General features: G+C 69.3%; 11 protein-coding genes. All 11 read left to right on the forward strand.

The window, feature by feature from the left end; translation table 11 throughout:
- Window positions 1-130 precede the first annotated feature (130 nt).
- The 11 genes from CUR96_RS17160 to CUR96_RS17210 are packed head-to-tail and all read left to right on the forward strand — an operon-like array spanning window position 131 to window position 22,703.
- Window positions 131-6,142 (forward strand): Ig-like domain-containing protein, encoded by a 6,012-nt coding sequence (locus tag CUR96_RS17160; protein ID WP_245861439.1) that lies wholly within the window; start codon window positions 131-133, stop codon window positions 6,140-6,142.
- A 44-nt stretch (window positions 6,143-6,186) separates the two neighbouring features.
- Entirely contained in the window at window positions 6,187-7,158 is a 972-nt protein-coding gene (locus CUR96_RS17165) for an AAA family ATPase (protein ID WP_102194558.1), read from the forward strand.
- Window positions 7,158-8,420 (forward strand): DUF58 domain-containing protein, encoded by a 1,263-nt coding sequence (locus CUR96_RS17170; RefSeq protein ID WP_102194559.1) that lies wholly within the window; start codon window positions 7,158-7,160, stop codon window positions 8,418-8,420. The genes CUR96_RS17165 and CUR96_RS17170 overlap by 1 nt, the downstream gene beginning before the upstream one ends.
- Complete coding sequence (locus CUR96_RS17175; protein ID WP_102194560.1) at window positions 8,417-10,804, forward strand: transglutaminase-like domain-containing protein; 2,388 nt, start codon at window positions 8,417-8,419, stop codon at window positions 10,802-10,804. Before CUR96_RS17170 ends, CUR96_RS17175 begins: the two co-directional genes overlap by 4 nt.
- Window positions 10,801-12,081, forward strand: a complete 1,281-nt coding sequence (locus CUR96_RS17180; RefSeq protein WP_102194561.1) for an RDD family protein — start codon at window positions 10,801-10,803, stop codon at window positions 12,079-12,081. Before CUR96_RS17175 ends, CUR96_RS17180 begins: the two co-directional genes overlap by 4 nt.
- Window positions 12,078-12,887: a PP2C family protein-serine/threonine phosphatase gene (locus CUR96_RS17185; RefSeq protein WP_102194562.1), complete on the forward strand. Its 810-nt coding sequence runs from the start codon at window positions 12,078-12,080 to the stop codon at window positions 12,885-12,887. Before CUR96_RS17180 ends, CUR96_RS17185 begins: the two co-directional genes overlap by 4 nt.
- Window positions 12,887-14,425, forward strand: a complete 1,539-nt coding sequence (locus tag CUR96_RS17190; RefSeq protein WP_102194563.1) for an FHA domain-containing protein — start codon at window positions 12,887-12,889, stop codon at window positions 14,423-14,425. The genes CUR96_RS17185 and CUR96_RS17190 overlap by 1 nt, the downstream gene beginning before the upstream one ends.
- Window positions 14,422-16,080, forward strand: coding sequence for a serine/threonine-protein kinase (locus tag CUR96_RS17195; protein ID WP_102194564.1), 1,659 nt, complete (start codon window positions 14,422-14,424; stop codon window positions 16,078-16,080). Before CUR96_RS17190 ends, CUR96_RS17195 begins: the two co-directional genes overlap by 4 nt.
- Window positions 16,077-16,808, forward strand: a complete 732-nt coding sequence (locus tag CUR96_RS17200) for a hypothetical protein (protein WP_102194565.1) — start codon at window positions 16,077-16,079, stop codon at window positions 16,806-16,808. Before CUR96_RS17195 ends, CUR96_RS17200 begins: the two co-directional genes overlap by 4 nt.
- Window positions 16,805-18,148, forward strand: coding sequence for an RDD family protein (locus CUR96_RS17205; protein WP_102194566.1), 1,344 nt, complete (start codon window positions 16,805-16,807; stop codon window positions 18,146-18,148). Before CUR96_RS17200 ends, CUR96_RS17205 begins: the two co-directional genes overlap by 4 nt.
- A 43-nt stretch (window positions 18,149-18,191) precedes the next feature.
- On the forward strand, window positions 18,192-22,703 hold the full coding sequence (locus CUR96_RS17210) for an FtsK/SpoIIIE domain-containing protein (protein ID WP_102194567.1): 4,512 nt from the start codon (window positions 18,192-18,194) through the stop codon (window positions 22,701-22,703).
- Window positions 22,704-22,788: the final 85 nt, after the last annotated feature.

Below are 22,788 nucleotides of genomic sequence, written 5' to 3' on the forward strand. Positions count from 1 at the left end.
GATTATCGGGTGTCCGCTGCCTTCGAGGCGGCGGGCCGACGAGCTGAATGGTGCAGGCCATGGGGGAACGAGTATGAAAGCCTTGTCGTGGATTCGCGCGCGGCCGAAGGTGCTTGCTTCGGCGGCAGGCGTGACCGCCGGTGTCGTCGCACTCACCACCATGGCCCTGACGTATGAGGGCTTTCCGACGACGAAGGTCGACCTGAACGACGGCGGAGTCTGGATCACCAAGACGTCGAGTCTGCTCGTGGGGCACTTCAACCACGAGTCCACGGTGCTCGACGGCGGTCTGCGCACGACGGGTGAGAACTACGACATCCTGCAGGACGCCACCAGCGTGCTCGTCGTCGATGAGGGCTCCTCCACCGTCAGTTCGGTTGACCCGTCAAGAGTGTCGCTCGGCGACAGCACCGGCATCCCGGGTTCGGCGAAGGTGGCTCTGGGCAACCAGACCGCGGCGATCCTCGACCAGAAGACCGGAGACCTGTGGGTCGTGCCGGTGAAGGGGATCGCGTCGTTCGAGATCGAGTCCAAGGAGCCGGTCGCGGAACTCGGCAAGGACGCCGATGTCGCCGTCGCGCAGGACGGCACTGTCTTCGGCCTGGCCAGTACCCGTGGCGAGGTCGTCACGGTGTCGGTCGACAACGAAGGCGAACCCCTGGAGTCGTCGACGGCGTCGCTCGGCGAGATCGACCCCGCCGAGGCGTCGATCAGCGTCGTCGGGCGGACCCCGGTGGTGCTGGATGCGGTGTCCGGCGTCGTGACGACGCCGGGCGGATTCCGTACCGAACTGCCGAACGCCGAGGATGCGGTGCTGCAGCAGGCGTCGGCCGAGACGGATGCCGTGGCTGTCGCCACATCCTCCGCGCTGGTGCGAGTGCCGCTCGACGGCAGCGAGCCGACGACGACGGATGCCGGCGGCGAGGGCTCTCCGGCAGCACCGGTCTTCCTGAACGGCTGCACCTACGGGGCCTGGGCGGGTGCCGCGCGGTTCGTCCGCGAGTGCCCGGGTGACGCGAACGACGTGGCCGCGTCGATCAAGGACGCCGAGGATTCCGCGACTCTCACGTTCCGGGTGAATCGCGATGTGATCATCCTCAACGACGCCGTCGGCGGTGCCGCGTGGATGGCGAACGAGAGCCTGCAGCGGGTCGACAACTGGAACGATCTGACCCCTCCCGAGGGTGAGACCGAGAACCAGGAGGAATCCACCGAGGAGACGGTGGAGACCACTCTCCCGGAGCGCAGCGAAGTGAACACCCCGCCGATCGCGGAGGACGATTCCTTCGGCGTGCGCCCCGGTGCGTCGGCCCTGCTCCCTGTGATCGACAACGACAACGATCCCGACGGCGACGTCCTGGTCGCAGCCATCGCCGAGCAGCAGCCCGCCATCGGCACCGTGCAGCCGATCTACAACGGTGCCTCCCTGCAGATCGCCGTCGACGAGAAGGCCTCGGGTTCGGCCTCATTCCTTTACGAGGTCGATGACGGGCGAGGCGGCAAGGACACCGCCACGGTCGCCCTCTCCGTGCACCCCTGGGACGTCAACGCGGCCCCATCGCCCAAGCGCAAGACCTCGCTGACCGTCGAGGCCGGCGGCACGATCTCGTACAACATCCTTCCCGACTGGATCGACCCGGACGGCGACGACATCTACCTCAAGGAGGTCGTGGCGGCCCCCGGTGATGAGGTCGACTTCAGCACCGACGGCCAGATCACGTACAAGGCGACGGCGAGCCAGCAGGGTCGCAAGGACGTGCAGGTCACGGTCGCCGACGGCTTCGGCGAACTCAGCACGGCCACGATCACCCTCGACGTGCGTCCGCAGGGAACCACCAAGCCGAAGACGAACGCCGATCACGTCGTGACTCGCGTGGGTGAGCAGATCACGGTCGCTCCCCTCGCGAACGACACGAGCTCCGGCCGGGAACCGCTGCGTCTCGGACGCGTCGACGAGTCGCCGGGCGCGACCGTGCTCCCCGACTTCACGAACAAGACCTTCACGTTCTCCGCACCGACCGTCGGCGTGTACTACGTGCAGTACCTCGCGACCGCGGGCCCCGAGAACGGCGAGGGACTCGTGCGCATCGACGTGACCGAGGGCGCCGAGGTCGATCTGCCGCCGGTCGCGGTCCGCGACGTGGCGCTGCTGCCGACCGGCGGCGACGCGCTCATCGGCGTGCTCAACAACGACACCGATCCGTCCGGCGGCATCCTCGTCGTGCAATCCGTGTCGATGGAGCCGAGCACCGGCATCTCGGTCTCGGTGCTCAACCATGAGACTCTGCGCATCACCGACCAGGGAACGCTGGAGGATCAGGTACGCATCAGCTACCGCATCTCCAACGGATCGAAGTCGGCCGAGGGCGAGGTCGTGGTGATCCCGATCCCGGCGCCGGAGAAGATCCTGCAGCCGCTCGCGAACCCCGACACCGTGTACGTGCGCGCCGGTGACGTCGTCACGATCCCGGTTCTCGACAACGACACCCACCCGAGCGACGATGCGCTGCACGTCGCCCCGGAACTCATCGAGCCGTTCGTCGACCCGGAGGACGGCGAGGCCTTCGTCTCCCAGGACGCGGTGCGGTTCAAAGCCGGCGCCGAAGCGAAGACCGTGTACTTCACGTATGAGGCGGTGGACTCGCGGCAGCAGAAGTCCGCGGGCTACGTCACCGTTCAGATCCTGCCCATCGACGCGGAGACGAATGCGGCGCCGCGCCCGCGCGACCTCGTGGCGCGCGCGCTCAGCGGCACCGAGGTGAACATCGCGGTGCCGCTCGACGGCATCGACGGCGACGGCGACTCCGTCGAGCTCCTCGACATCACCTCGTCCCCGACGAAGGGACGCATCACCGAAGTCGCGCAGAACTACTTCACCTACGAGGCGTTCGACGACTCCACCGGTGTGGACACCTTCAAGTACCGGGTGCGCGATCGCCTCGGCAAAGAAGGAACGGCGACGATTCGCGTCGGCATCGCGCCGGCCGAGCAGGTCAACCAGGCCCCGTACGCGGTGAAGGACGCCGTCGTGGTGCGCCCGGGGCGTGAGATCGCGGTGCCGGTGCTGGTGAACGACTCCGACCCCGAGGGTGAGAAGGTGGCCCTCGTCAAGGACGGCCTCGAAGTGCCCGACATCGCCGGGCTGTCCGCCCGGGTGTCCGGCGACCGCGTGCTGGTCCAGGCTCCGGACAAGTCGCTGGAGACCTCCCTGCAGTACACGGTCAGTGATCCCCGCGGTGCGAACGCGTCAGCGGTGCTGCAGATCACCGTCGACGAGGATGTTCCTCTGGTGGCGCCCGTTGCTCGGGACGATCGGCTGCGTCCGGTCGACCTCGAGAAGGGCAGCATGACGGCCGATCTCGACATCCTCGAGAACGACGAGGATCCGGATGGGACCGTCGACCGTCTCGACCTGGAGGTCGGGGCAGGGGGCACGCCGCTCGAGAACGGCAAGATCAGGGTCACCGTCACCGACGAACTGCAGCTGATCCGCTACACCCTCACCGATCAGGACGGCCTGGCGGCGTCGGCCTTCATCTTCGTGCCGTCGGTCGACGGGCTCCGCCCGTCGCTGACGTCGACCAAGCCGCTCGAGGTCATCAGCGGCGAGACCAAGGAACTGCCGCTCTCCGAGTACGTCACGGTCGCCGGCGGTGGCGACGTCGTCATCACCGAACATGCCAAGGTGAACGCGCCGAAGTCCGACGGGTCCGACCTGGTCAAGGACGAACGAACCCTGGTCTACACATCCGCGCCCGGCTATTTCGGTCAGGACTCGCTCACATTCGAGGTCACGGACGGCACCGGCCCGGACGACCCCGAGGGCCGCAAGGCGACGCTCAGCATCCCGATCAACGTGCTCCCGCCGGAGAACCAGCAGCCGACGTTCATCCGCGGCGAGGTCAATGTCTCACCGGGTGAGACCGCCCAGGTGCTCGACCTCGTTCCGCTGACCGTCGATCCTGACCCGGAGGACGCCGGTAAGCACAAATACACGCTGACCGGCGGTGAGGGCAAGGGCATCAGCGCCCAGATCCGCGACGGAAAACTCTCCGTCGAGGCCTCCTCGAACGTCAAGAAGGGCACGGTCGCGACGCTGACCCTGCGCATCGACGACGGCGAGACCGAGCCGGTGGAGGGCACGGTCCTCGTGCAGGTCACCGCCTCGAACCGTGCGATGCCGGCGGCGAACACCGACACGATCTCGGAGGCGGACCAGGGCAAGAGCGTCACGGTGCCTGTGCTCGCCAACGACTTCAACCCGTTCCCCGAGACGCCGCTGAAGCTCCTGTCCGCAGCGGTCGAGACGGGTTCCGGTGAAGCCGCCATGCGCGGCGACGACGTGGTGGTCACGCCGTCCGCGGACTTCGTCGGCACCCTGGTGGTGCGCTATCGGATCCAGGATGCGACGGAGGACCCCGACCGCGAGGCCACGGGACAGGTCGTCGTCACGGTCCAGGGCGTGCCCGAGGCGCCGGGAGCACCGACGGTCACGAGCGTGCAGGATCGCACGGTCGTGGTGTCGTACGGGGCGCCGTCGAACAACGGAGCCGAGATCACGAAGTACACCGTCAAGTCGGTGCAGGGCAGCCCGTACTCGAAGGAGTGCCAGTCCACGACCTGCACCCTCGACGGGCTCACGAACAACGTCGAGTACACCTTCCAGGTGACGGCGACGAACCGCGTGGGCGAGTCGGAGCCCTCCGGCGCGTCGCAGATCGCCCGCCCGGATGCGCGTCCGGACACTCCGAATCCGCCGACGCTGAAGTTCGGTGACAAGTCGCTGCAGGTGGCGTGGACGACGCCGACGACGCCGGGCTCCCCGGTGGAGCGCTACACGCTCGAGATCTCGCCGGCGCCGCCGTCGGGCATCACGCAGAAGGAGGTCACCGGCAACTCGATGACCTGGGAAGGCCTCGAGAACGGCGGCAACTACCAGGTGAAGGTGCAGGCGCACAACCGGGCGCCCGAGCCGTCGAGCTGGAGCAACTGGTCGACGTCCGAGGTGCCGGCCGGTCCGCCGTTCGCGCCGGGCGCGCCCACGACCACCGAGCTTGCGCCGGTCGGCAACCAGGCACAGATGCAGGTGAACTGGGTCGCGCCGAACAGCAACGGCGACGCGATCGACAGCTACACGCTGGAGGTGTGGGAGGGCTCCACTCTCCGGAACACGCTCACGCCGAGCGCTGGCGCAACGAGCCAGGCCGTCGTCGTTCCGACATCGGAGACGCCGTACACCTACCGCATCAAGGCTCACAACAAGGCCGGCTGGGGCGAACCGAGCGCCATGTCGGCCCCCCGTCGTGGCGTCATCGCGCCGTCGCCCCCGCAGATCACGGCCGTCACGGCTGGCGATCGCCAGCTGACGGTCGCCTACACTCAGGGCTCGCGCAACGGCGCACGCGACGGTGAGGTGGCCTACCAGTACCGCCTCAACGGCGGCGGCTGGGCCGGCCTTCCCGGCAACAACGTCATCGGCGGCCTCGGCAACGGCACTCCTTACACAGTCGAGGTGCGCGGCGTCGCGACGGTGGACGGCACGACCTATGTCGGCGGGCCCTCGAACGGAGTCAGCCAGACCCCCTACGGGCCACCGACCGCGCCGCGGGCCAACGCCCGAAACCTCGGCACCAGCGTCGAACTGACGTGGGACTCGACCGTGTCATACAACGGCCGGCCCATCACGCTCACGCAGATCAGCGTGAACAACGGCGGTTGGCAGGACGTGGGTCAGACGGGATCGCGGACGCCGGGCAACGGATACCAGCAGAGCTACACCATCGAGGTCAGAGCACAGGACTCCACGGGTCAGTGGACGCCGGTCGCCTCCGCATCCGCCCGTACCAACGACCCGCCCGCGGCGGAGGTTTGGGTCACGCAGGGCGACGCGGCGGGCAGCTGCGTCAACGGATGCCGGAAGTTCGTCGTCAACTGGAAGAACCTCAGTATCGGCAGCCATTCGGTCACCTGCAACTCGAGCGCGTACGGCCAGATCGGCAGCTCTCACACCGTCAACTTCGACGGCAGCGGATCGAAGCAGCTCGACTGCTGGCAGGGCCGCGACGGCGTGGACGTCTGGGTCGACATCGCCGGCTGGGGCGACGGCGTCGACACCGAGAAGAGATTCTGGCCGAGACCGTAGCTTCGGACTGCACTTTTTCAAGACACACAGAGGAATGAACTGACATGACAATGACCCCCGAACAGGCCGCCTGGTTCCAGGGCACCTTCCATCGCCTCGTCGACAACATCGACAAGGCCGTGCAGGGCAAGCGCGAGGTCGTGAGCCTCGTGCTCGCCTCGATGCTCGCCGAGGGGCACGTGCTCCTGGAGGACGCCCCCGGAACCGGCAAGACGAGCCTGGCGAAGGCGCTCGCGGCGACCGTGCAGGGCACCAGCTCCCGCATCCAGTTCACGCCCGACCTGCTCCCGTCCGACGTCACCGGCGTGACGATCTACGACCAGCAGTCGCACAAGTTCGAGTTCCACAAGGGACCGATCTTCGCCTCGATCGTGCTCGCCGACGAGATCAACCGCGCCTCGCCGAAGACGCAGTCGGCGCTGCTCGAGGTCATGGAGGAGTCGAGGGTCACCATCGACGGCGTCACCCACGAGGCCGGACGCCCGTTCCTCGTCATCGCGACGCAGAACCCGATCGAGCAGGCCGGTACCTACAAGCTCCCAGAGGCGCAGCTGGACCGCTTCCTGATCAAGACGTCGATCGGCTACCCCGACCTCGCGATCACCGAGAGCATCCTCGCCGGGGCCTCCGACCGCAACCCCTCGGCCGGCCTCAGTGCGATCATCACGACGAGCGCCGTCGCCGACATGGCCGACCTCGGCGCGTCCGTGCATGTGGAGTCCGCTGTGCTGCGCTATGTCGCCGAGCTCGTGGAAGCCACGCGCAACGACTCCGCGACCCGTCTCGGGGTCTCGGTGCGCGGGGCCATCTCGATGATCCGCATGGCCAAGGTGTGGGCAGCCGCGCACGGCCGCCACTTCGTGCTGCCCGATGACATCAAGACCCTCGCCCGCCCCGTGTGGCAGCACCGTCTGCTGCTCGACGCCGAGGCCGAGTTCGCCGGCACGAGCAGCGACGTGGTCGTCTCCCGTGTCCTCGACGCCGTCGCGGCGCCGCAGGCGCGAACGGCGGCCTGATGACCGCGGAGACGCTCCAGGCGCCGCCGGCGCAGACTGACCGCGATGCCGGCTGGCAGGACATCGCGGCGGTCATCGGTGCGCGCATCCTGGCTCGTCTCCGCAAGATCGCCGCGCCGATCCGCCCGCTCGCGTGGGTGCTGATGGCGACCGCCATCGGGTTCTGGATGCTGGGGCAGATCGCCGGCTGGTCGGAGTTCACCGTCGCGGCCGTGGTCATCGCCATCACGGTCGCCCTGTGCGCGCTGTTCCTGATCGGCCGAACCGCCTATGACGTCTCACTCGACCTCGCCCGCACGCGCGTCGTCGTCGGCGAACGCGCCGTCGGCGCGCTGACCCTGGCGAACCGCGGTGCGCGGGCGATCCTGCCGTCGCGCGTGGTGCTCCCGGTCGGGTCCGGCCGCGGTGAGTTCGGCATCCAACGGCTCGCGCCGGGTGAGGAGGCGGAGGAGCTCTTCGCGATCCCCACCCAGAAGCGCGGCGTGGTCAAGGTCGGGCCGGTGAGCGTCGTCCGCGGCGACCCGCTCGGCCTGTTCGAGCGCGCGCATCGCCGCGACGACCCCGTCGACCTGTACGTGCATCCGCGCACGGTTCTGTTCGACGGCCAGTCGTTGGGCTACCTCCGTGACCTCGAAGGGCTGCCGGCCGCCGACCTCTCGCGTGACGACGTCTCGTTCCACGCGCTCAACGAGTACCAGCCCGGCGACGACCTGCGTCACGTGCACTGGCGATCCACCGCGCGCACCGGCGTGATGATGGTGCGCCAGTACGAGGAGACGCGACGGTCGCACTTCGTGATCGGCCTCTCGCGCTCGTCCGGTGACTACGCCACGAACGACGACTTCGAGCTGGCGATCTCGGCTGCAGGTTCCATCGGTCTGCGCGCGATCCGGGACTCCCAGCGGGTCGACGTGCGCGTGCAGGGCAGGGATCTGCCCGCAGGCACCGGCAAGCAGCTGCTCGACTCGCTGTCGGCGGTCGAGAACAGCAAGCCGCGAGAAGGCGGGATCGCGGAGCTCGCCGGAGTCGTCGCCGCCCACATGCCGCTCGCCAGTGTCGTGGTACTCGTGTGCGGGTCGAAGGTGTCCACCGACAGCCTCCGGCTGGCGTGCGCGCGACTGCCCTTCGGCGCGAGAGTGCTCGCCATCATCGCCGACAGCTCGGTCTCGTCGCCGGCGCTCCAGCGGATCGGCGATGCCGATGTCATGACCGTCGGCGAACTCGGACAAGTCCCCCTCGCTCTGCGGAAGGTGCTCGCATGACCTCGCCCGCGTCTTCGGCGCTTCCGCCGCGCCGCTGGATCCTCGACCTGGTCGCGACGGCGCTCGTCGTCGGCGTATCGATCGTCGGCTTCTGGCCGACCTTCGCCGGTCCCTCGTACCTGCCGGCCGCCATCGGCGCGCTCCTGCTGGGCCTCGGCATCGCCGTGCTCGCGACGTGGCGCGGCTGGGGCATCCTCATCGTCACCGGCCTCACTGTCGCCGGATACTTCGTGTTCGGCGGGGCGCTCGCGCTCCCGCACACCGCGATCGCCGGGTTCATCCCGACGCTGGAGACGCTGCGGCTGCTGGCGCTCGGCGTGGTCACCTCGTGGAAGGGGCTGCTGACGACCGTCGCCCCGGTCGCCGCCGTCGACGGCCATCTCGTCGTGCCGTTCCTGCTCACGCTCGTGATCACCGTGCTCACGGCCTCCCTCGCCCTGCGTCTGCGGCAGGTGGCCTGGGCGCTCCTGCCCGCCGGCTTCATGCTCGTGCTCGTGATCGCGATGGGAACGCCCGAGCCGGCGTTCCCCGTCGTGCAGGGCTTCGTGTTCGCCGCGTTGACGATCGCGTGGCTCGCGCTGCGGCAGCTCTGGGCGCCGCAGAACGCCGCCATCTCCGTCAGCGAGGTCGATCCCTCACGTGCCGCGCACATGCGGATGCGGCGCCTCCTCGCCGGTGTCGCCGTGCTCGTCATCGCGGGCGGGGCGGGCATCGCGACCAGCGCCGTCGCCGCGCCGGTCTCACCCCGCCACATCTTCCGCGACGTGATCATCCCGCCGTTCAACATCCGCGACTATCCGAGCGCACTGCAGTCGTTCCGCAAGACCGTCCGCGACAGCCTGAACGACACCCTCTTCACGGTGCGCGGGCTGCCCAAGGGCACCCGCATCCGGATCGCGTCGATGGACCAGTACGACGGCATGGTCTACAACGTCACCAACGGAGGGCCGGAGTCGTCCAGCGCCTTCGCACCGCTGCGTTCCAACATGTCCCCCGACGCCGAGGGCGTGCCGGTCACCCTGCAGATCGAGATCGACGAGTACAGCGCCGTGTGGGTTCCCGAAGCCGGTGCTGTCTCCGAGATCGACTTCTCGGGCGACCGCGCCGAGGAGCTCCAGCGCAACACCTACTACAACGGGGGCACAGGCACCGCCGTCGCCACTCCGAAGCTCAAGGCGGGCGACTCCTACACGGTCGACACGATCATCCCCGCCGAGTTCGACGACGAGCAGCTGGCGGATGTCGAGTTCGGCACGGTTCCGCTGCCGAAGCAGAGCAACGTCCCCGAGGAGCTCACGTCTCTCGCATCCGATACCGTCGCCGGCGCCGAGTCGCCGATCGAGCAGGTCCGGGCACTGGAGACCTTCCTGGCCGAGGGCGGATTCTTCAGCCACGGCCTCGAGGGCGAGGTGCTCTCGCGTGCGGGACACACCGCCGAGCGCATCTCCACCCTCGTCGGCGGCGACCAGATGATCGGCGACGACGAGCAGTACTCCGTGGCGATGGCGCTGCTCGCGCGCGAGGCCGGCATCCCCGCTCGCGTCGTGATGGGGTTCTACCCCGATGAGGAGCAGGACGGCGCCCCCGTTTTCGAGGCCACCGGCGACAATGTGCACGCCTGGGTGGAGATCAACTTCGAAGGTCTCGGCTGGCTCACGTTCAACCCGACGCCGCCGGAGGACAAGGTCCCCAACGACCAGAACACGAAGCCGCGGGTCGATCCGAAGCCCCAGGTGCTGCAGCCGCCGCCTCCGCCCCAGGAGCCGGTCGACCTGCCGCCCACGCTTCCGGATGACCGCGAGTCCGAGGACGAGAACCTCAACCTCGCCGGGATCCTGGCGGCGATCCTCGCCATCGGCGGGATCACGCTCGGCATCCTCGCGCTGCTGATGTCTCCGTTCATCGTCATCGGCGCGTGGAAGGCGGCCAAGCGCCGCACCCGCCGTTCGGCGGCCCGCCCCGCAGACCGCATCAGCGGCGGCTGGGATGAGCTCACCGACCGCGCTGTCGACTACGGAGCGCGGCTCGCTCCCGGAGGGACTCGCGCCGAGGAGGCCACAGCGGTCGCGGACTCCCTCACCGTTCCCACCGTCACCGCTCTCGCCGAGCGTGCGGATGCCGAGGTCTTCGGCCCGACGGAGCCGACCCCGGAAGACGTCGACGCGTTCTGGAACGAGGTCGACGGGATCGTCGGCGGACTCAGCAGCGAGGCCGGCTTCTGGAAACGCACCAAGGCGCGCCTCAGCCTTCGCTCACTCATGGGCGACTCGGCCGTGTCGCAGCAGCTGCAGAGTCTCAAAGACGCGGCGGCTGCTCGCGTCCGACGCGAACCTGGCACGATCAAGAGCACCCCTTCACCGTCATCCGAGAGTGAGACCCCATGACCCAGCTTGCGTTCGGGCAGGTCGCCCCCATCTCTCGGCGAGCGGTGGCCTACATCATCGACGCGGCGATCGCGACAGGGCTCTCCATCGTGCTCGGTGGCGGGCTGATGATCGCCGCATCGATCACCGGTTCGCTCGAGGGGACCCTCACGACGCTCATGATCGGCGGACCCATCGTCAGCCTGATCCTGCTCGGCTGGTTCGTCGTCTACACCCTGATGCAGTCGAGGAACGGGTCCATCGGCATGCGCGCTCAGGGGCTCAGCCTGGCCAGTGCCGCCGACGGCGCCCCGCTCGGCTTCGGGCGGGCATTGCTGCGCAACGTGATCTTCGGCCTCGCCGCATCGATCGTCGTCGGCTACTTCACCCCGCTGTTCGACGGCTCCGGGCGCTACCAGGGCTGGCACGACAAGGTCGCGAAGTCCGTGATGCTGGACGCACGGTCCACGAGCTCCCCGAGCGCGTGGATGACGGGCCCGGCGGTGGTGCCGCAGCGTCCGGGCCGCGCCCCGGAGGGCACCGCGCCGCTTCCTGGGTTCCCCGCACCTGCCACCGCATCCGTGCCTCCGGCGTTCCCGTCCGGTCTCGCCACGAATCCTGCTCCGGCCGGAACGGCTTCGCCGACCGGAATGCCCGCCGCCCCGGCGTCGCCGGCAGCGCCGCACCCGGCCCCCGCATCCGCACCCCGGCCGGTGGTCCCGGCGGCGCCGGTGCCCGAGGCCGGGGCGCTCATCGCCTTCGTCCCCGGCGTGACACAGGAGTCCCCGCCGCCGAGGGTCGCCCCTGCAGCGCCGGCCGCAGACATCCAGCCCGTGCCGACCCACGCTCCTCCGGCCCCGGCCCCGGCCGCGCCGGTCGCTCCTGCGGCTTCCTCACCGGTGGCTCCGGCCGCCGTGCAGACACCGGAACCCGAGGATGACGCAGAACTCGAGAACACGAGGATCAGCGTGCCCGGGCATCGGCTCATCTTCACGTGGGATGACGGCACACGGGTCTCCGTCTCCCGTCGCACGATCTTCGGCCGCAACCCGGCGCCGGAGGACGGAGCGGCTGTCGTATCCGTGCGAGATGAGACGCTGTCGCTCTCCAAGACGCATTTCGAGGCCGCGGCCGAGACATCCGGGGGCTGGGTCCTCGACCGCCACTCCACGAACGGCATGACCATCGTGCGCGACGGCCAGCGGATCGCCTGTCCGGCCGGGCAGCGCGTGCCGGTGCGCCTGGGAGATGCCATCGAGATCGGCGACCGCATCGTGACGATCGGCGGCTACGCGTGACCTCAGCAGTCGTCGTCTCGGCGGGGTGCGCGACGCATCCCGGACTCCGGCGCGCTCTCAACGAGGATGCTCTCCTGGCCAGCGCCCCGATCTTCCTCGTCGCCGACGGCATGGGAGGGCACGAGGCCGGTGAGCGCGCCAGTGCCGCAGTGATCTCGGAGTTCTCGCTCTTCATCGGCCGGTCGGCCCTCGCGCTGGATGACGTCCGCGGCGCCCTGGCTCGATCCCGGGATGCCGTGGAAGAACTCTCGACCTCGGGCAACGGCCGGGCCGGCACGACGCTCAGCGGAGTCGTCATCGCGTCGGTGGACGGCGTCGGCTACTGGCTGGCGGTCAACATCGGAGACTCCCGTACCTATCGGCTCGCCGACGGCGACCTCGAGCAGATCACCGTCGACCACTCTGTGGTGCAGGAGCTCATCGAGGCCGGTGAGCTCACCGTCGAGGATGCCGCCACTGATCGCCGTCGGAACATCATCACCAGGGCGATCGGTGCGAGCAGCACCGGCGACGCCGACTACTGGCTGTTCCCCGCCGAACTGGGCGATCGGATCATGATCTGCTCCGACGGACTCACCTCCGAGGTGACGGATGCGCGGATCCGTGACATCCTGCTGACGACACCGGATCCGCAGACGGCGGCCGACGTACTGGTCGAAGAAGCGGTGCAGTCGGGTGGGCGGGACAACATCACCGTGGTGATCTTGGATGCCGTCTCGGTCGTGACCCGGCCGGGCACGCCCATCGAAGCCGACGACATCGACATGGACACACGGCCGCGTACAGCTGCAGGAGGGGCTCGCTGATGCAGACGATCTATCGACCGGGACAGTGGTACCTGATGGTGATCCCGGGCGCACTCGTGGCGCTTCCGCCCGACGTGCCCGGAGACATCCTCGCCGGTCTCTGGGAACGGCTGCCCGGGGCGAAGACGCTGGCGACGGTCGTCGACGTGCTCACATCGCACGCCGGTGGCTCGTTCACCGCGCTGCCCCCCTTCGTCGCGGCAGTGGCCGAGGGCTCCGACCTGAGGATCGCCCTGCGCGGCCGCGTCGTGGCGAAGATCAGTTCTGCGGCGGGAGCCGTCGAACTCACCGGTGCGGAAGTGACGACCTGGAACGAGCGCTTCATCGCCGGTGCGTCCAAGGTGGAGATCACCGTGGAGGAGACCGGTTCGGGCTCCGTCCTCACCGTGACCAGCGGACTCGTGCTCGCCTCTGCGGTGAGCGCCGATCTCGAGCCCTCCGACGCCGAACAGCTCCCCAGCACCGTCGGGCCGACCCCGGTCATCGTCTCCGCATCGATGGGCGTCTCCGCCGCCGCTCTCGCGAGCGCGCCGGCTCCGCTGCTCGCCGCCTTCCCCGTCCCGGGCCTCCCGGCCTCCGTGCCGGGTTCTGACCAGGACGATGCAGGTGGAGCCGTCGAAGCGGATGCCGCGGCCGACGTCGACAGCGTCGGGTCCGTCGCGTCGGCGGACGCGGAGCCGGTCGCAGGGGATGCGGAGCCCACAGGTGGGTCCTCTTCACTCGTCGCGTCCGCCCCGCTGGACGTCGACCCTGTCGAGCCTGAGGAATCCTCGGTCCGTGACGATTCCGCGAACGCAGAGCCACCGGCCGATGTCGTAGCTCCCGCCGAGGCAGCGCCGGCCCCGCTCGGGACCGCGTCGGAGGACGACGCCGCATCGGAAAGCCCCGAGTCAGGCGACGACTCCGCGGACAGCGCCGCCGAACCCGCGCCGCCCGTCATCGACGGGGTGACACTCTTCCCGACGGAGATGACGCTGTCACCGTCCGCCGACGATGACTTCGATCAGCTCTGGGGCTCGACGGTGCACTCGGCATCCGCGGTCCCCGCCCCGCCGGCCGTCGATACGCCCGTCGAGCTTCCGGGCGATCACGACGGCGCCACCATCTCGGCCGCCGAGTTGCGCGCGCTCCGCCAGCAGCCGCCGGCCGTGGCCGACGAGGTGGCGACCGCCGTCCTTCCCGTCACCGCCGCCGCGCCGGGTGGCCGCATCCGCGTCTCCACCGGGCAGGTGGTCGCCCTCGACCGCACCGTGATCATCGGGCGTCGCCCGCGGTCCACGCGGGCGAGCGGAGCCAATCTCCCGCACCTCGTCGCCGTGGAGAGCCCGCAGCAGGACATCTCCCGCAGCCACCTGGAGATCCGGCCGGAGGGCGACACCGTCGTCGTGATCGACCTGCACACCACGAACGGATCCACGCTGCTGCGGCCCGGTGCCGATCCACTGCGCCTGCACCCCGGCGAGCAGACGCTCGTCCTCTCCGGAGATGTGGTGGATCTTGGCGACGGCGTCACCGTCGCCTTCGAGGATCTGCCGTGAGCCGTCGCCCGTCCCCGCCGCCGGAGCTGCCCGGCTTCACCTACCTGGAGCCGCTCGGCACCGGCGGGTTCGCCGACGTCTTCCTGTACGAGCAGCAGATGCCGCGGCGGCGCGTGGCCGTGAAGGTGCTGCTCGCCGACCGGATCTCCAGCGGCGCGGCACGCGAGTTCGCCGACGAGGCGAACGTGATGGCGATGCTGTCGACCCACCCGGCCATCGTCACGATCTATCAGTCCGATGTCGCCGGCGACGGTCGGCCGTACCTGGTGATGGAGTACTGCCCGCGCCCGAATCTCCAGCTCCGTGCCCGCAAGGAGCCCTTCTCCGTCGCGGAGGCCCTGCGCGTCGGCATCCAGGTGTCGGGTGCTGTCGAGACCGCCCACCGGGCGGGCGTACTGCACCGCGACATCAAGCCGGCGAACATCCTCGTCACCGAGTACAACCGGCCGGCGCTGACCGACTTCGGGATCGCGTCGACCACGGGGGCGACCGGCGAGTCGTCGGGGATGTCCATCCCGTGGTCGCCGCCCGAGTCGTTCGCCGAACCGCCGCAGAGCGGTCCGCGCACGGATGTCTGGGCGCTCGGCGCGACGCTGTACACGCTCCTCGCCGGCCGTTCGCCGTTCGAGCGCCCGGGGGAGCGCAACTCCAGCGCCGACCTCATCGAGCGCATCGAGCGCAGCGCCCTGCCGCAGCTGGGCCGTCCCGATTCTCCGGCGAGCCTGCAGCGGCTCCTCGAGCGGTCGATGGCGAAGAACCCGGATGACCGGTTCCCCAGTGCCGTCGCGTTCGGGCGCGCACTGCAGAAGGTGCAGATCGAGCTGTCGCACTCGGTGACGCCGATCGACATCGTCGACGACCACCCGTCCGCGGAGGATCTCGAGGACGACGGCGACGGCCTGACGCGGGTGCGCGAGATCGTCAGCATCGATCCCGATGCGGCCTCGTTCACCCGCCCTTCGGCCACGACGCAGCGGAAGAACCCGTCGGTCGTCTCGCCCGACATGCCCCGTTTCGATTCTCCGGTGCAGACGCCCGCGCCGCCGAGTTCGGCGCTGGAGGAGACCCAGCGCCGGATGCCGGCGGCATCCGTTCCGGTCGCCGCGGCCGACGCCGACGAACGCACGATCCTCAGGGCGCCGATGATCGTCGCCCCGGAGAGCACCGCGACGGCTCCCGCTCCGATGATGACGCCGCCACCCGCGATGGACCGGCCGGCGGGTACCGCCGCGCCGTCGCCCGCGCGTCGCCGTACCGGCCTGTGGATCACGCTCGGCGTCGCCGGCGTCGCCATCATCGTCGGCGCGGTCATCGGGCTGAACGTGCTCGTGTCCGGGCTGACACCCGAGCCGGTCGCCACCGACAACGAGGTCGTTCCGCAGGATGTCACGTCCGATGCGGTGCCGAAGGTGGAGGAACTGACCGGAACCCGTGACGGGGGACAGGTGACGTTCACCTGGACGAACCCGGATCCGCGCGAGGGCGACAGCTTCATCTGGTCGGTCGTCGACGTCACCGGTGCGGTCGATCCGCAGCAGGCTCCCGAAGCGAAGGCCCAGTTCGTGCCGGCTGCCGCAGGCAAGGTGTGCATCGATGTGCTGCTGCGCCGTGATGACGGCCGGGCTTCCGAGCCGGTCCGGGGGTGCGTGGAATGAGCGGTACAGCGGGCGTGACCGTGGAGTTCGCCGGGGAGTACTTCCCGATCGAACCGGGAGGACGATTCATCGTCGGGCGGGAGGGTGACCTCGAACTCGACGAGAACCTGTTCCTGCACCGCCACTTCCTCGAGATCAGCGATGATGACGGGTTGTGGTGGCTGGCGAACGTCGGCACGCGGCTCACCGCGACCGTGACCGACTCGGTCGGCGGAGTGCAGGCATGGCTGGCGCCGGGAGCGCGACTGCCACTGGTGTTCGAGACGACGACCGTCGTCTTCAGTGCGGGGCCGACCACCTACGAACTCACCCTGCATGCGGCCGAGCCGACGTTCCGTGCGACCAAGCGCGAACACGACGACGGCGGGGCGTCCACGATCGGCGCCGTGCCGCTCACTCTGAGCCAGAGGCTGCTGATCCTCGCCCTCGCGGAACCCCAGTTGCGCCGTGACGGCACCGGCATGAGCGAGATCCCGACGTCGGCGAAGGCGGCTGAGCGCCTGGGCTGGACCGTCACCCGGTTCAACCGCAAGCTCGACAACGTCTGCGACAAGTTCGATCGCGTCGGAGTGCCGGGGATGCGTGGCGGTCAGCGCACGTTCGCGACCAACCGCCGTGCTCGCCTCGTCGAGCACGTGATCGCGTCGCGCCTGGTGAGCAGGGATGATCTCGCACTGCTCGACGTGCCCCTTCCCGCCGACGCCGAAGGCGAAGGGGAGTCGGAGTGATCTGGGAGATCGACGATCGCGCACCCGTGATCGAGGGCCTCGATGCGCACGGGCGACCCGATCCCGCATACGCGGCATCCCTCGGGCTGCTGCCCGCTCCCCGAGGTCGCCGCGTTCTCGCGGCTCTGCTGGAATGGTTCCTCGCCGGGCTGATCATGATCCCGGCGTTCATCGTCCTCGTGCCGTTGCTGACGCAGATCGCCGCCGGTGGATTCGACGCGGAGAAGTTCTTCGCCCGCGACGATCTCGTCTGGATCATCGTCGCCGTGGCGGTGTCGCAGGGGCTGATGACGGTGTTCATCATCGTGCAGCTCGTGCTGCACGGACGCAAGGGCGTCACCCTCGGCAAGGCGATCTGCGGCATCCGCTCCGTGAACGTCAAGACTCTCGAGCGGCCCCGCTTCTGGCGGGGAGCGGTCGTGCGCTACCTGGTCGCCTACGTCTCCCTGGTCATCCCCCTCATCGGTCCTCTGCTCGTCGTCGTGCTGTCGCCGCTGTTCGACATCGAGCGCCGCGGCCGCGGATGGCTGGACCTCGCCGCGGGCACGTGGTTCGTCGACGTGCGCAAAGGCCTGAACCCCTACGACCAGAAGCGGATGCGCATCGCGCGCAAGCGCGTGAAGACCCCAGAGCATCAGGAGAAGGCCCCGCTTCCCTCGCTGGCCACTCCCATGGCGCGGGATGCCGTGGCGGAGTACGTCCCGAGCGCCCGCCTCTCCGGCGGCGTGATCGGAGCGCACCGGAGTACGCCGTCCGCGGCGCCGGCAGAAGGCGCTGCCGTGGAATCGATGGTGTCGGCGGTTCCGCCATCGCTCGCGACCGGCGCGCAGGTGCCGTCGTATGCTCCGCCGACCCCGGTCCCTGCGTCGGCCCCTGCCCCTGCCCCTGCCCCTGCCGCTGCCCCTGCACCGGCCCCTGTGCTTGTGTCTGCGCCCGCGCAGCCGGTGCCCGCGGCGACGCCGCCGGTGGTGGCCGAGCCGCCGGCTTCCGGCAGCGACCCGGCAGCCGCCGGAGTGCGGGCCGTGCTCGTGCTCGACAACGGCGAGCGCATCGAGGTGCGCGGCACGACGATCTTCGGCCGTTCGCCCAGCGCCGCCGCCGGGGAGGGCGAGGCGCACCTTGTACGAGTCCATGACGACACCCGTTCCGTGTCGAAGACGCACATCGCCGTGATCCCCGCGCGGCGCGGTGTGTTCGTCGTCGATCGCGCGTCGACGAATGGCAGCGCTGTCATACGGAAGGGATCGGAGACGGCCCTGGTCGCGGGTCATCCGGCAGAGGTGCAGCTCGGGGACACGGTGCGATTCGGCGACCGGACGCTGCAGGTGGAATGGGTATGAGCAGGATTCGTGAGATCGGCGCCCTGCGCCAGGAGGCCAACCGATGAGAGTCAAGCTGACACTGCGGCGTCCCGCAGCACCCCTGACCGACATCGTCGTGATGGCGGACTCCACGGCGACCGTCGCCGACGTCGCCCGGCAGATCGCGGCCACGGATCCACTGCGCAGCATCGCGGCGGCACCCGCTGACGTGCTGACACTGTCGGTTTCTCCTCCGACCAGCGACAGCCCGGTGATGCTCATGCCCGATCTGCTCATCGGCGATGCGCCGATCGGCTCGGGATTTCTCGCAGAGGTCGTCAACGTCGGCCCGAACCGGGCGGCTGTGGGAAGCGCGGGGGCGCGCCCGGCTGCTCTGCTGTCGGTCGTCTCCGGTCCCGCCGCCGGGCAGGAGTTCCCCCTGCCCGTCGGTCATTTCCTCATCGGACGGGATGCCGCCAACGACGTCACCATCGCCGATCCGCTCGTGTCCAAACGGCATGCCCGGATCGAGGTCGCGGCGACCTTCGTCGAGCTCGTCGACCTGAACTCCGCGAACGGCATCCTCGTCGACGGCGGTCTCGTGCAGCGCCTGCGCGTCATCCCGGGGCAGAAGTTCGTGCTCGGCGACGGCGAGTTCGTGGTGCACATGGTCAGCGATTTCGACGGCTCCGCCGACGGCGACCCCGTGCTCGAGCGCGGTGGCGCCCTGATGTTCAACCGCAGCCCTCGGGTCGAGGAGCGGTTCAAGGGCGAGGATCTCGATGAGCCGCGGTATCCGCGCGAAGCGCCGTCGCGCCTGTTCCCCTGGCCGATGCTCGTCGCGCCCATCCTGCTCGCGGTGACGATGTGGGCCGTCACCGGCCGCATGCTCTCGCTGCTGATGGCGGCAGCGTCGCCGATGATGATGTTCGGAAACTTCATCTCGCAGAAGACCAACCTCGGCCAGCGCCTGGGCAAAGAGGTCGAGACCTTCGAAGAGCAGATCGAACGGCTCGAGGAGAAGCTCTACAACGCGCATCCGCAGGAGCGCGAGGTCCGTCAGAACGAGGTTCCCGCCGTCGCCGTCGTCTTCGACGAGGCGATGCGCCTGGGGCCGTTGCTGTGGACGCGTCGGCCGGAGCACTGGAACTTCCTCGCCCTGCGTCTCGGCGTGTGCGAGAGCGAGTCGCGCACCAGGATCAAGCGCACCGAGACACCGGAGGCGCTCGCCGAGTACGTGGAACGCGTGAACCGTCTCGAAGAGCGCTACAAGATGATCTCCGACGTGCCGATCCTCGAGTCGCTGCAGAGCGTCGGATCGATCGGCGTCGCAGGTCCCACCTCCCTCGCGAGCGACGCCCTCCGCGGCATCGCCGTGCAGCTGTTCGGCATGCACTCGCCCAATGAGCTCGTCACCGTCGCCCTCACCGAGCCCGGCTGGGCGAACGAGCTCGACTGGCTCAAGTGGCTGCCGCACACCTCCAGCGAGCGGAACCCGTTCAAGGATGTCGCCCTGGCCGATTCCGCCTCGACCGGCGCCGCCCTGCTCAGCGGACTCGAGGAGATCGTGCTGCGACGTGCCCGCGAGGCGAAGTCGCAGCGCCCGCCCTACGGCGACGACTGGGATCCGATGGCCTATGGCACCGACGTCAAGCGCGCCGCAGAGGATGCGACCTTCCCCGGCCAGACCGCGATCGTCGTCATCATCACCAACGATGCCCCCGTCGACCGTGCCCGGCTGACGCAGATCCTCGAGCGCGGTGCCGATGTCGGCGTCTACGGGCTCTTCGTGGCACCGGTCGTCGAAGCGCTGCCCGCGGCCTGCCGTACGTTCATCGACGTGAGCGGCGGCCTCGACCACGCCACGGTCGGAACGGTACGCAGCGGCGTCGCGTATCGCGACGCGCAGGTCGAGGGCGTCTCGCACGCCTACATGACCATGTTCGCCAAAAGGCTCGCGCCCGTCGTGGATTCCAGCACCGTCATCGAGGATGCCTCCGACATCCCCAACTCGGTCATGTTCCTCTCCCTCGTGGGCCCCGAGATCGCTGCAGACCCCAATGCCGTCATCGACCGCTGGCGGCAGAACAACACGATCCTGGATCGCTCCGGCGCTCCGCAGTCGCGCCTGAAGAAGGCCGGAAACCTGCGCGCGATCATCGGCCAGTCCCAGACGGATGCGATGACGCTCGACCTGCGGACACAGGGCCCGCACGCCCTGGTCGGTGGCACCACCGGTGCGGGAAAGAGCGAGTTCCTGCAGGCCTGGGTGCTCGGCATGGCCGCCGCGCACAGCCCGGATCGCGTCACCTTCCTGTTCGTCGACTACAAGGGCGGTTCGGCGTTCGCCGACTGCGTCGACCTGCCGCACACCGTCGGCCTGGTCACCGACCTCAGCCCGCACCTGGTGCGCCGGGCGCTGACCAGCCTGCGAGCCGAGCTGCACCACCGCGAGCACCTGTTCAACCGCAAGAAGGCGAAGGACCTTCTCGAGCTGGAGAAGCGCCGAGACCCGGAGACGCCTCCCGCGCTGGTTCTCGTCATCGACGAGTTCGCCGCGCTCGCCGGCGAGGTCCCCGAGTTCGTCGACGGCGTCGTCGATGTCGCTCAGCGAGGCCGGTCCCTCGGCATCCACCTGATCATGGCGACCCAGCGTCCCGCCGGCGTCATCAAGGACAACCTGCGGGCGAACACGAACCTGCGCGTCGCGCTGCGCATGGCCGACGAGTCCGACTCGAAGGACGTCGTCGATGACCCGGTGGCAGCGAGCTTCCCGCCGTCGATCCCCGGCCGTGGCATCGCGAAGACCGGCCCCGGCCGTCTCGTGTCCTTCCAGTCGGCCTACGCCGGCGGGTGGACGACCGATGAGGTGCAGGCGGCAGAGGTCAAGGTCGCGGAACTCCGGTTCGGATCGATCCAGACGTGGGAGGCGGATCAGGCCCCTGAATCGGATTCGCACGACGAGGACCTCGGCCCGAACGACCAGAAGCGCATCGTCGCCAGCCTGGTGAAGGCAGCGGCCGCCGCCGGCATCCCGGCACCGCGCCGACCGTGGCTCGACGACCTCGAGCGGGCGGTCGACATCCGCGACATGCCGGTCCTCGGTGACGGTCAGATCCTGCTCGGCAAGATGGACGTGCCCCAGCGCCAGCTGCAGGAGCCGGCGTACTTCCACCCCGACAAGGACGGCTCCCTGCTCGTGTACGGCACCAGCGGGTCGGGCAAGTCGACGGTGCTGCGCACGCTGGCCATCGCCGCCGGTTTCCACGCCGGGACCTCGAACGCCGAGGTGTACGGCATCGACTTCGGATCCGGTTCGCTGAGGAGCCTGGAGGTGCTGCCGCACGTCGGCTCGATCATCGCCGGTGACGACGCCGAGCGCGTGCAGCGCATCCTGCGCTCCCTCGCCCGGGTGCTCGATGACCGCGGCAAGCGCTTCAGCGCGGCGAACGCAGCCAGCCTGACCGAGTACCGCGAGATCAGCGGCAAGGCGGAGCCCCGCATCCTGCTCCTCATCGACGGGTTCCCGCAGTTCCGCAGCGAGTGGGAGTCGACGACGGCGCGGATGCCGTTCTACCAGACGTTCATGCGGATCCTCGGCGAAGGTCGCCCGCTCGGTGTGCACGTCGTCGCGAGCGCCGATCGATCCGGCTCCGTGCCGACCGCGGTGAGTGCGAACGTCTCCCGACGGGTCGTGCTGCGCCTGGCAGACGAGTCCAGCTACGCGATGCTCAACGCGCCGAAGGACGTGCTCGACGAGCGCTCCGCTCCCGGTCGGGCGATCGTCGACGGCCTGGAGACGCAGATCGCCACCCTCGGCGGCACTCCGAATGTGGCGGAGCAGACCAAGCTGCTCGACAAGCTGGCGGCCGATCTTCGTGCGGCCGGTGCGCGCGAGGTCGCGGAGATCGGTGCACTGCCGACGCGGCTCTCCGCGCGGGATCTGCCGGACCGGATCGGAGAGTTCCCCGTTCTCGGCGTGGCCGAGGACACGCTCGCCCCTCGGGAGTTCGATCCCGTCGGCACCTTCGTCGTCGCAGGTCCCCCGCTGTCAGGTAAGACGAACGCCCTCAAGGCGATCATCGGGTCGATGCGGCGCTTCGACCCGGAGATCAAGCTCTTCCACTTCGGCGGACGTCGCGCACAGCTCAAGGGCTACGTCGACTGGACGCGCAGCGCGGTCACCCCGGAGGATGCGAAGGAGCTCGCCAAGGAGATCGCGGAGATCGCCACCGACGAGACGCTGCCCGTGCGGATGCTCATCGTCGTCGAGGATGTGCCGCAGTTCGCCGACGGGCCGGCGGAGCGCGAGATGAAGGCGCTCTTCCAGGCGATCAACCGCAGCGACCACCTCCTGATCGGCGATGCGGACGTCACCCAGGTCACCAGCGGGTTCGGTTTCATCGGGGACTTCAAGGCCGGCCGCAAGGGCATCATCATCAAGCCGGATACGTTCGACGGCGACGCGGTGTTCAAGGTGCCGTTCCCGAAGGTCAAGCGCACCGACTTCCCCGACGGCCGAGGCATCTTCGTGCAGGCCGGGCGCCAGGTCACGGTGCAGCTGCCGCTCGTCGAAGGGGATCGACTGGGGTGATGGCAAGATGGGGAGTTGTCCCCATCGACACCGTCATGCGGGTTTTCATAGGGTTGTCGGTATCGGGCCGGAGGGGCTCGAGGAT

The organism is Microbacterium aurantiacum (assembly GCF_002872075.1).
In the GTDB taxonomy this organism is placed as follows: Bacteria; Actinomycetota; Actinomycetes; order Actinomycetales; family Microbacteriaceae; genus Microbacterium; species Microbacterium aurantiacum_A.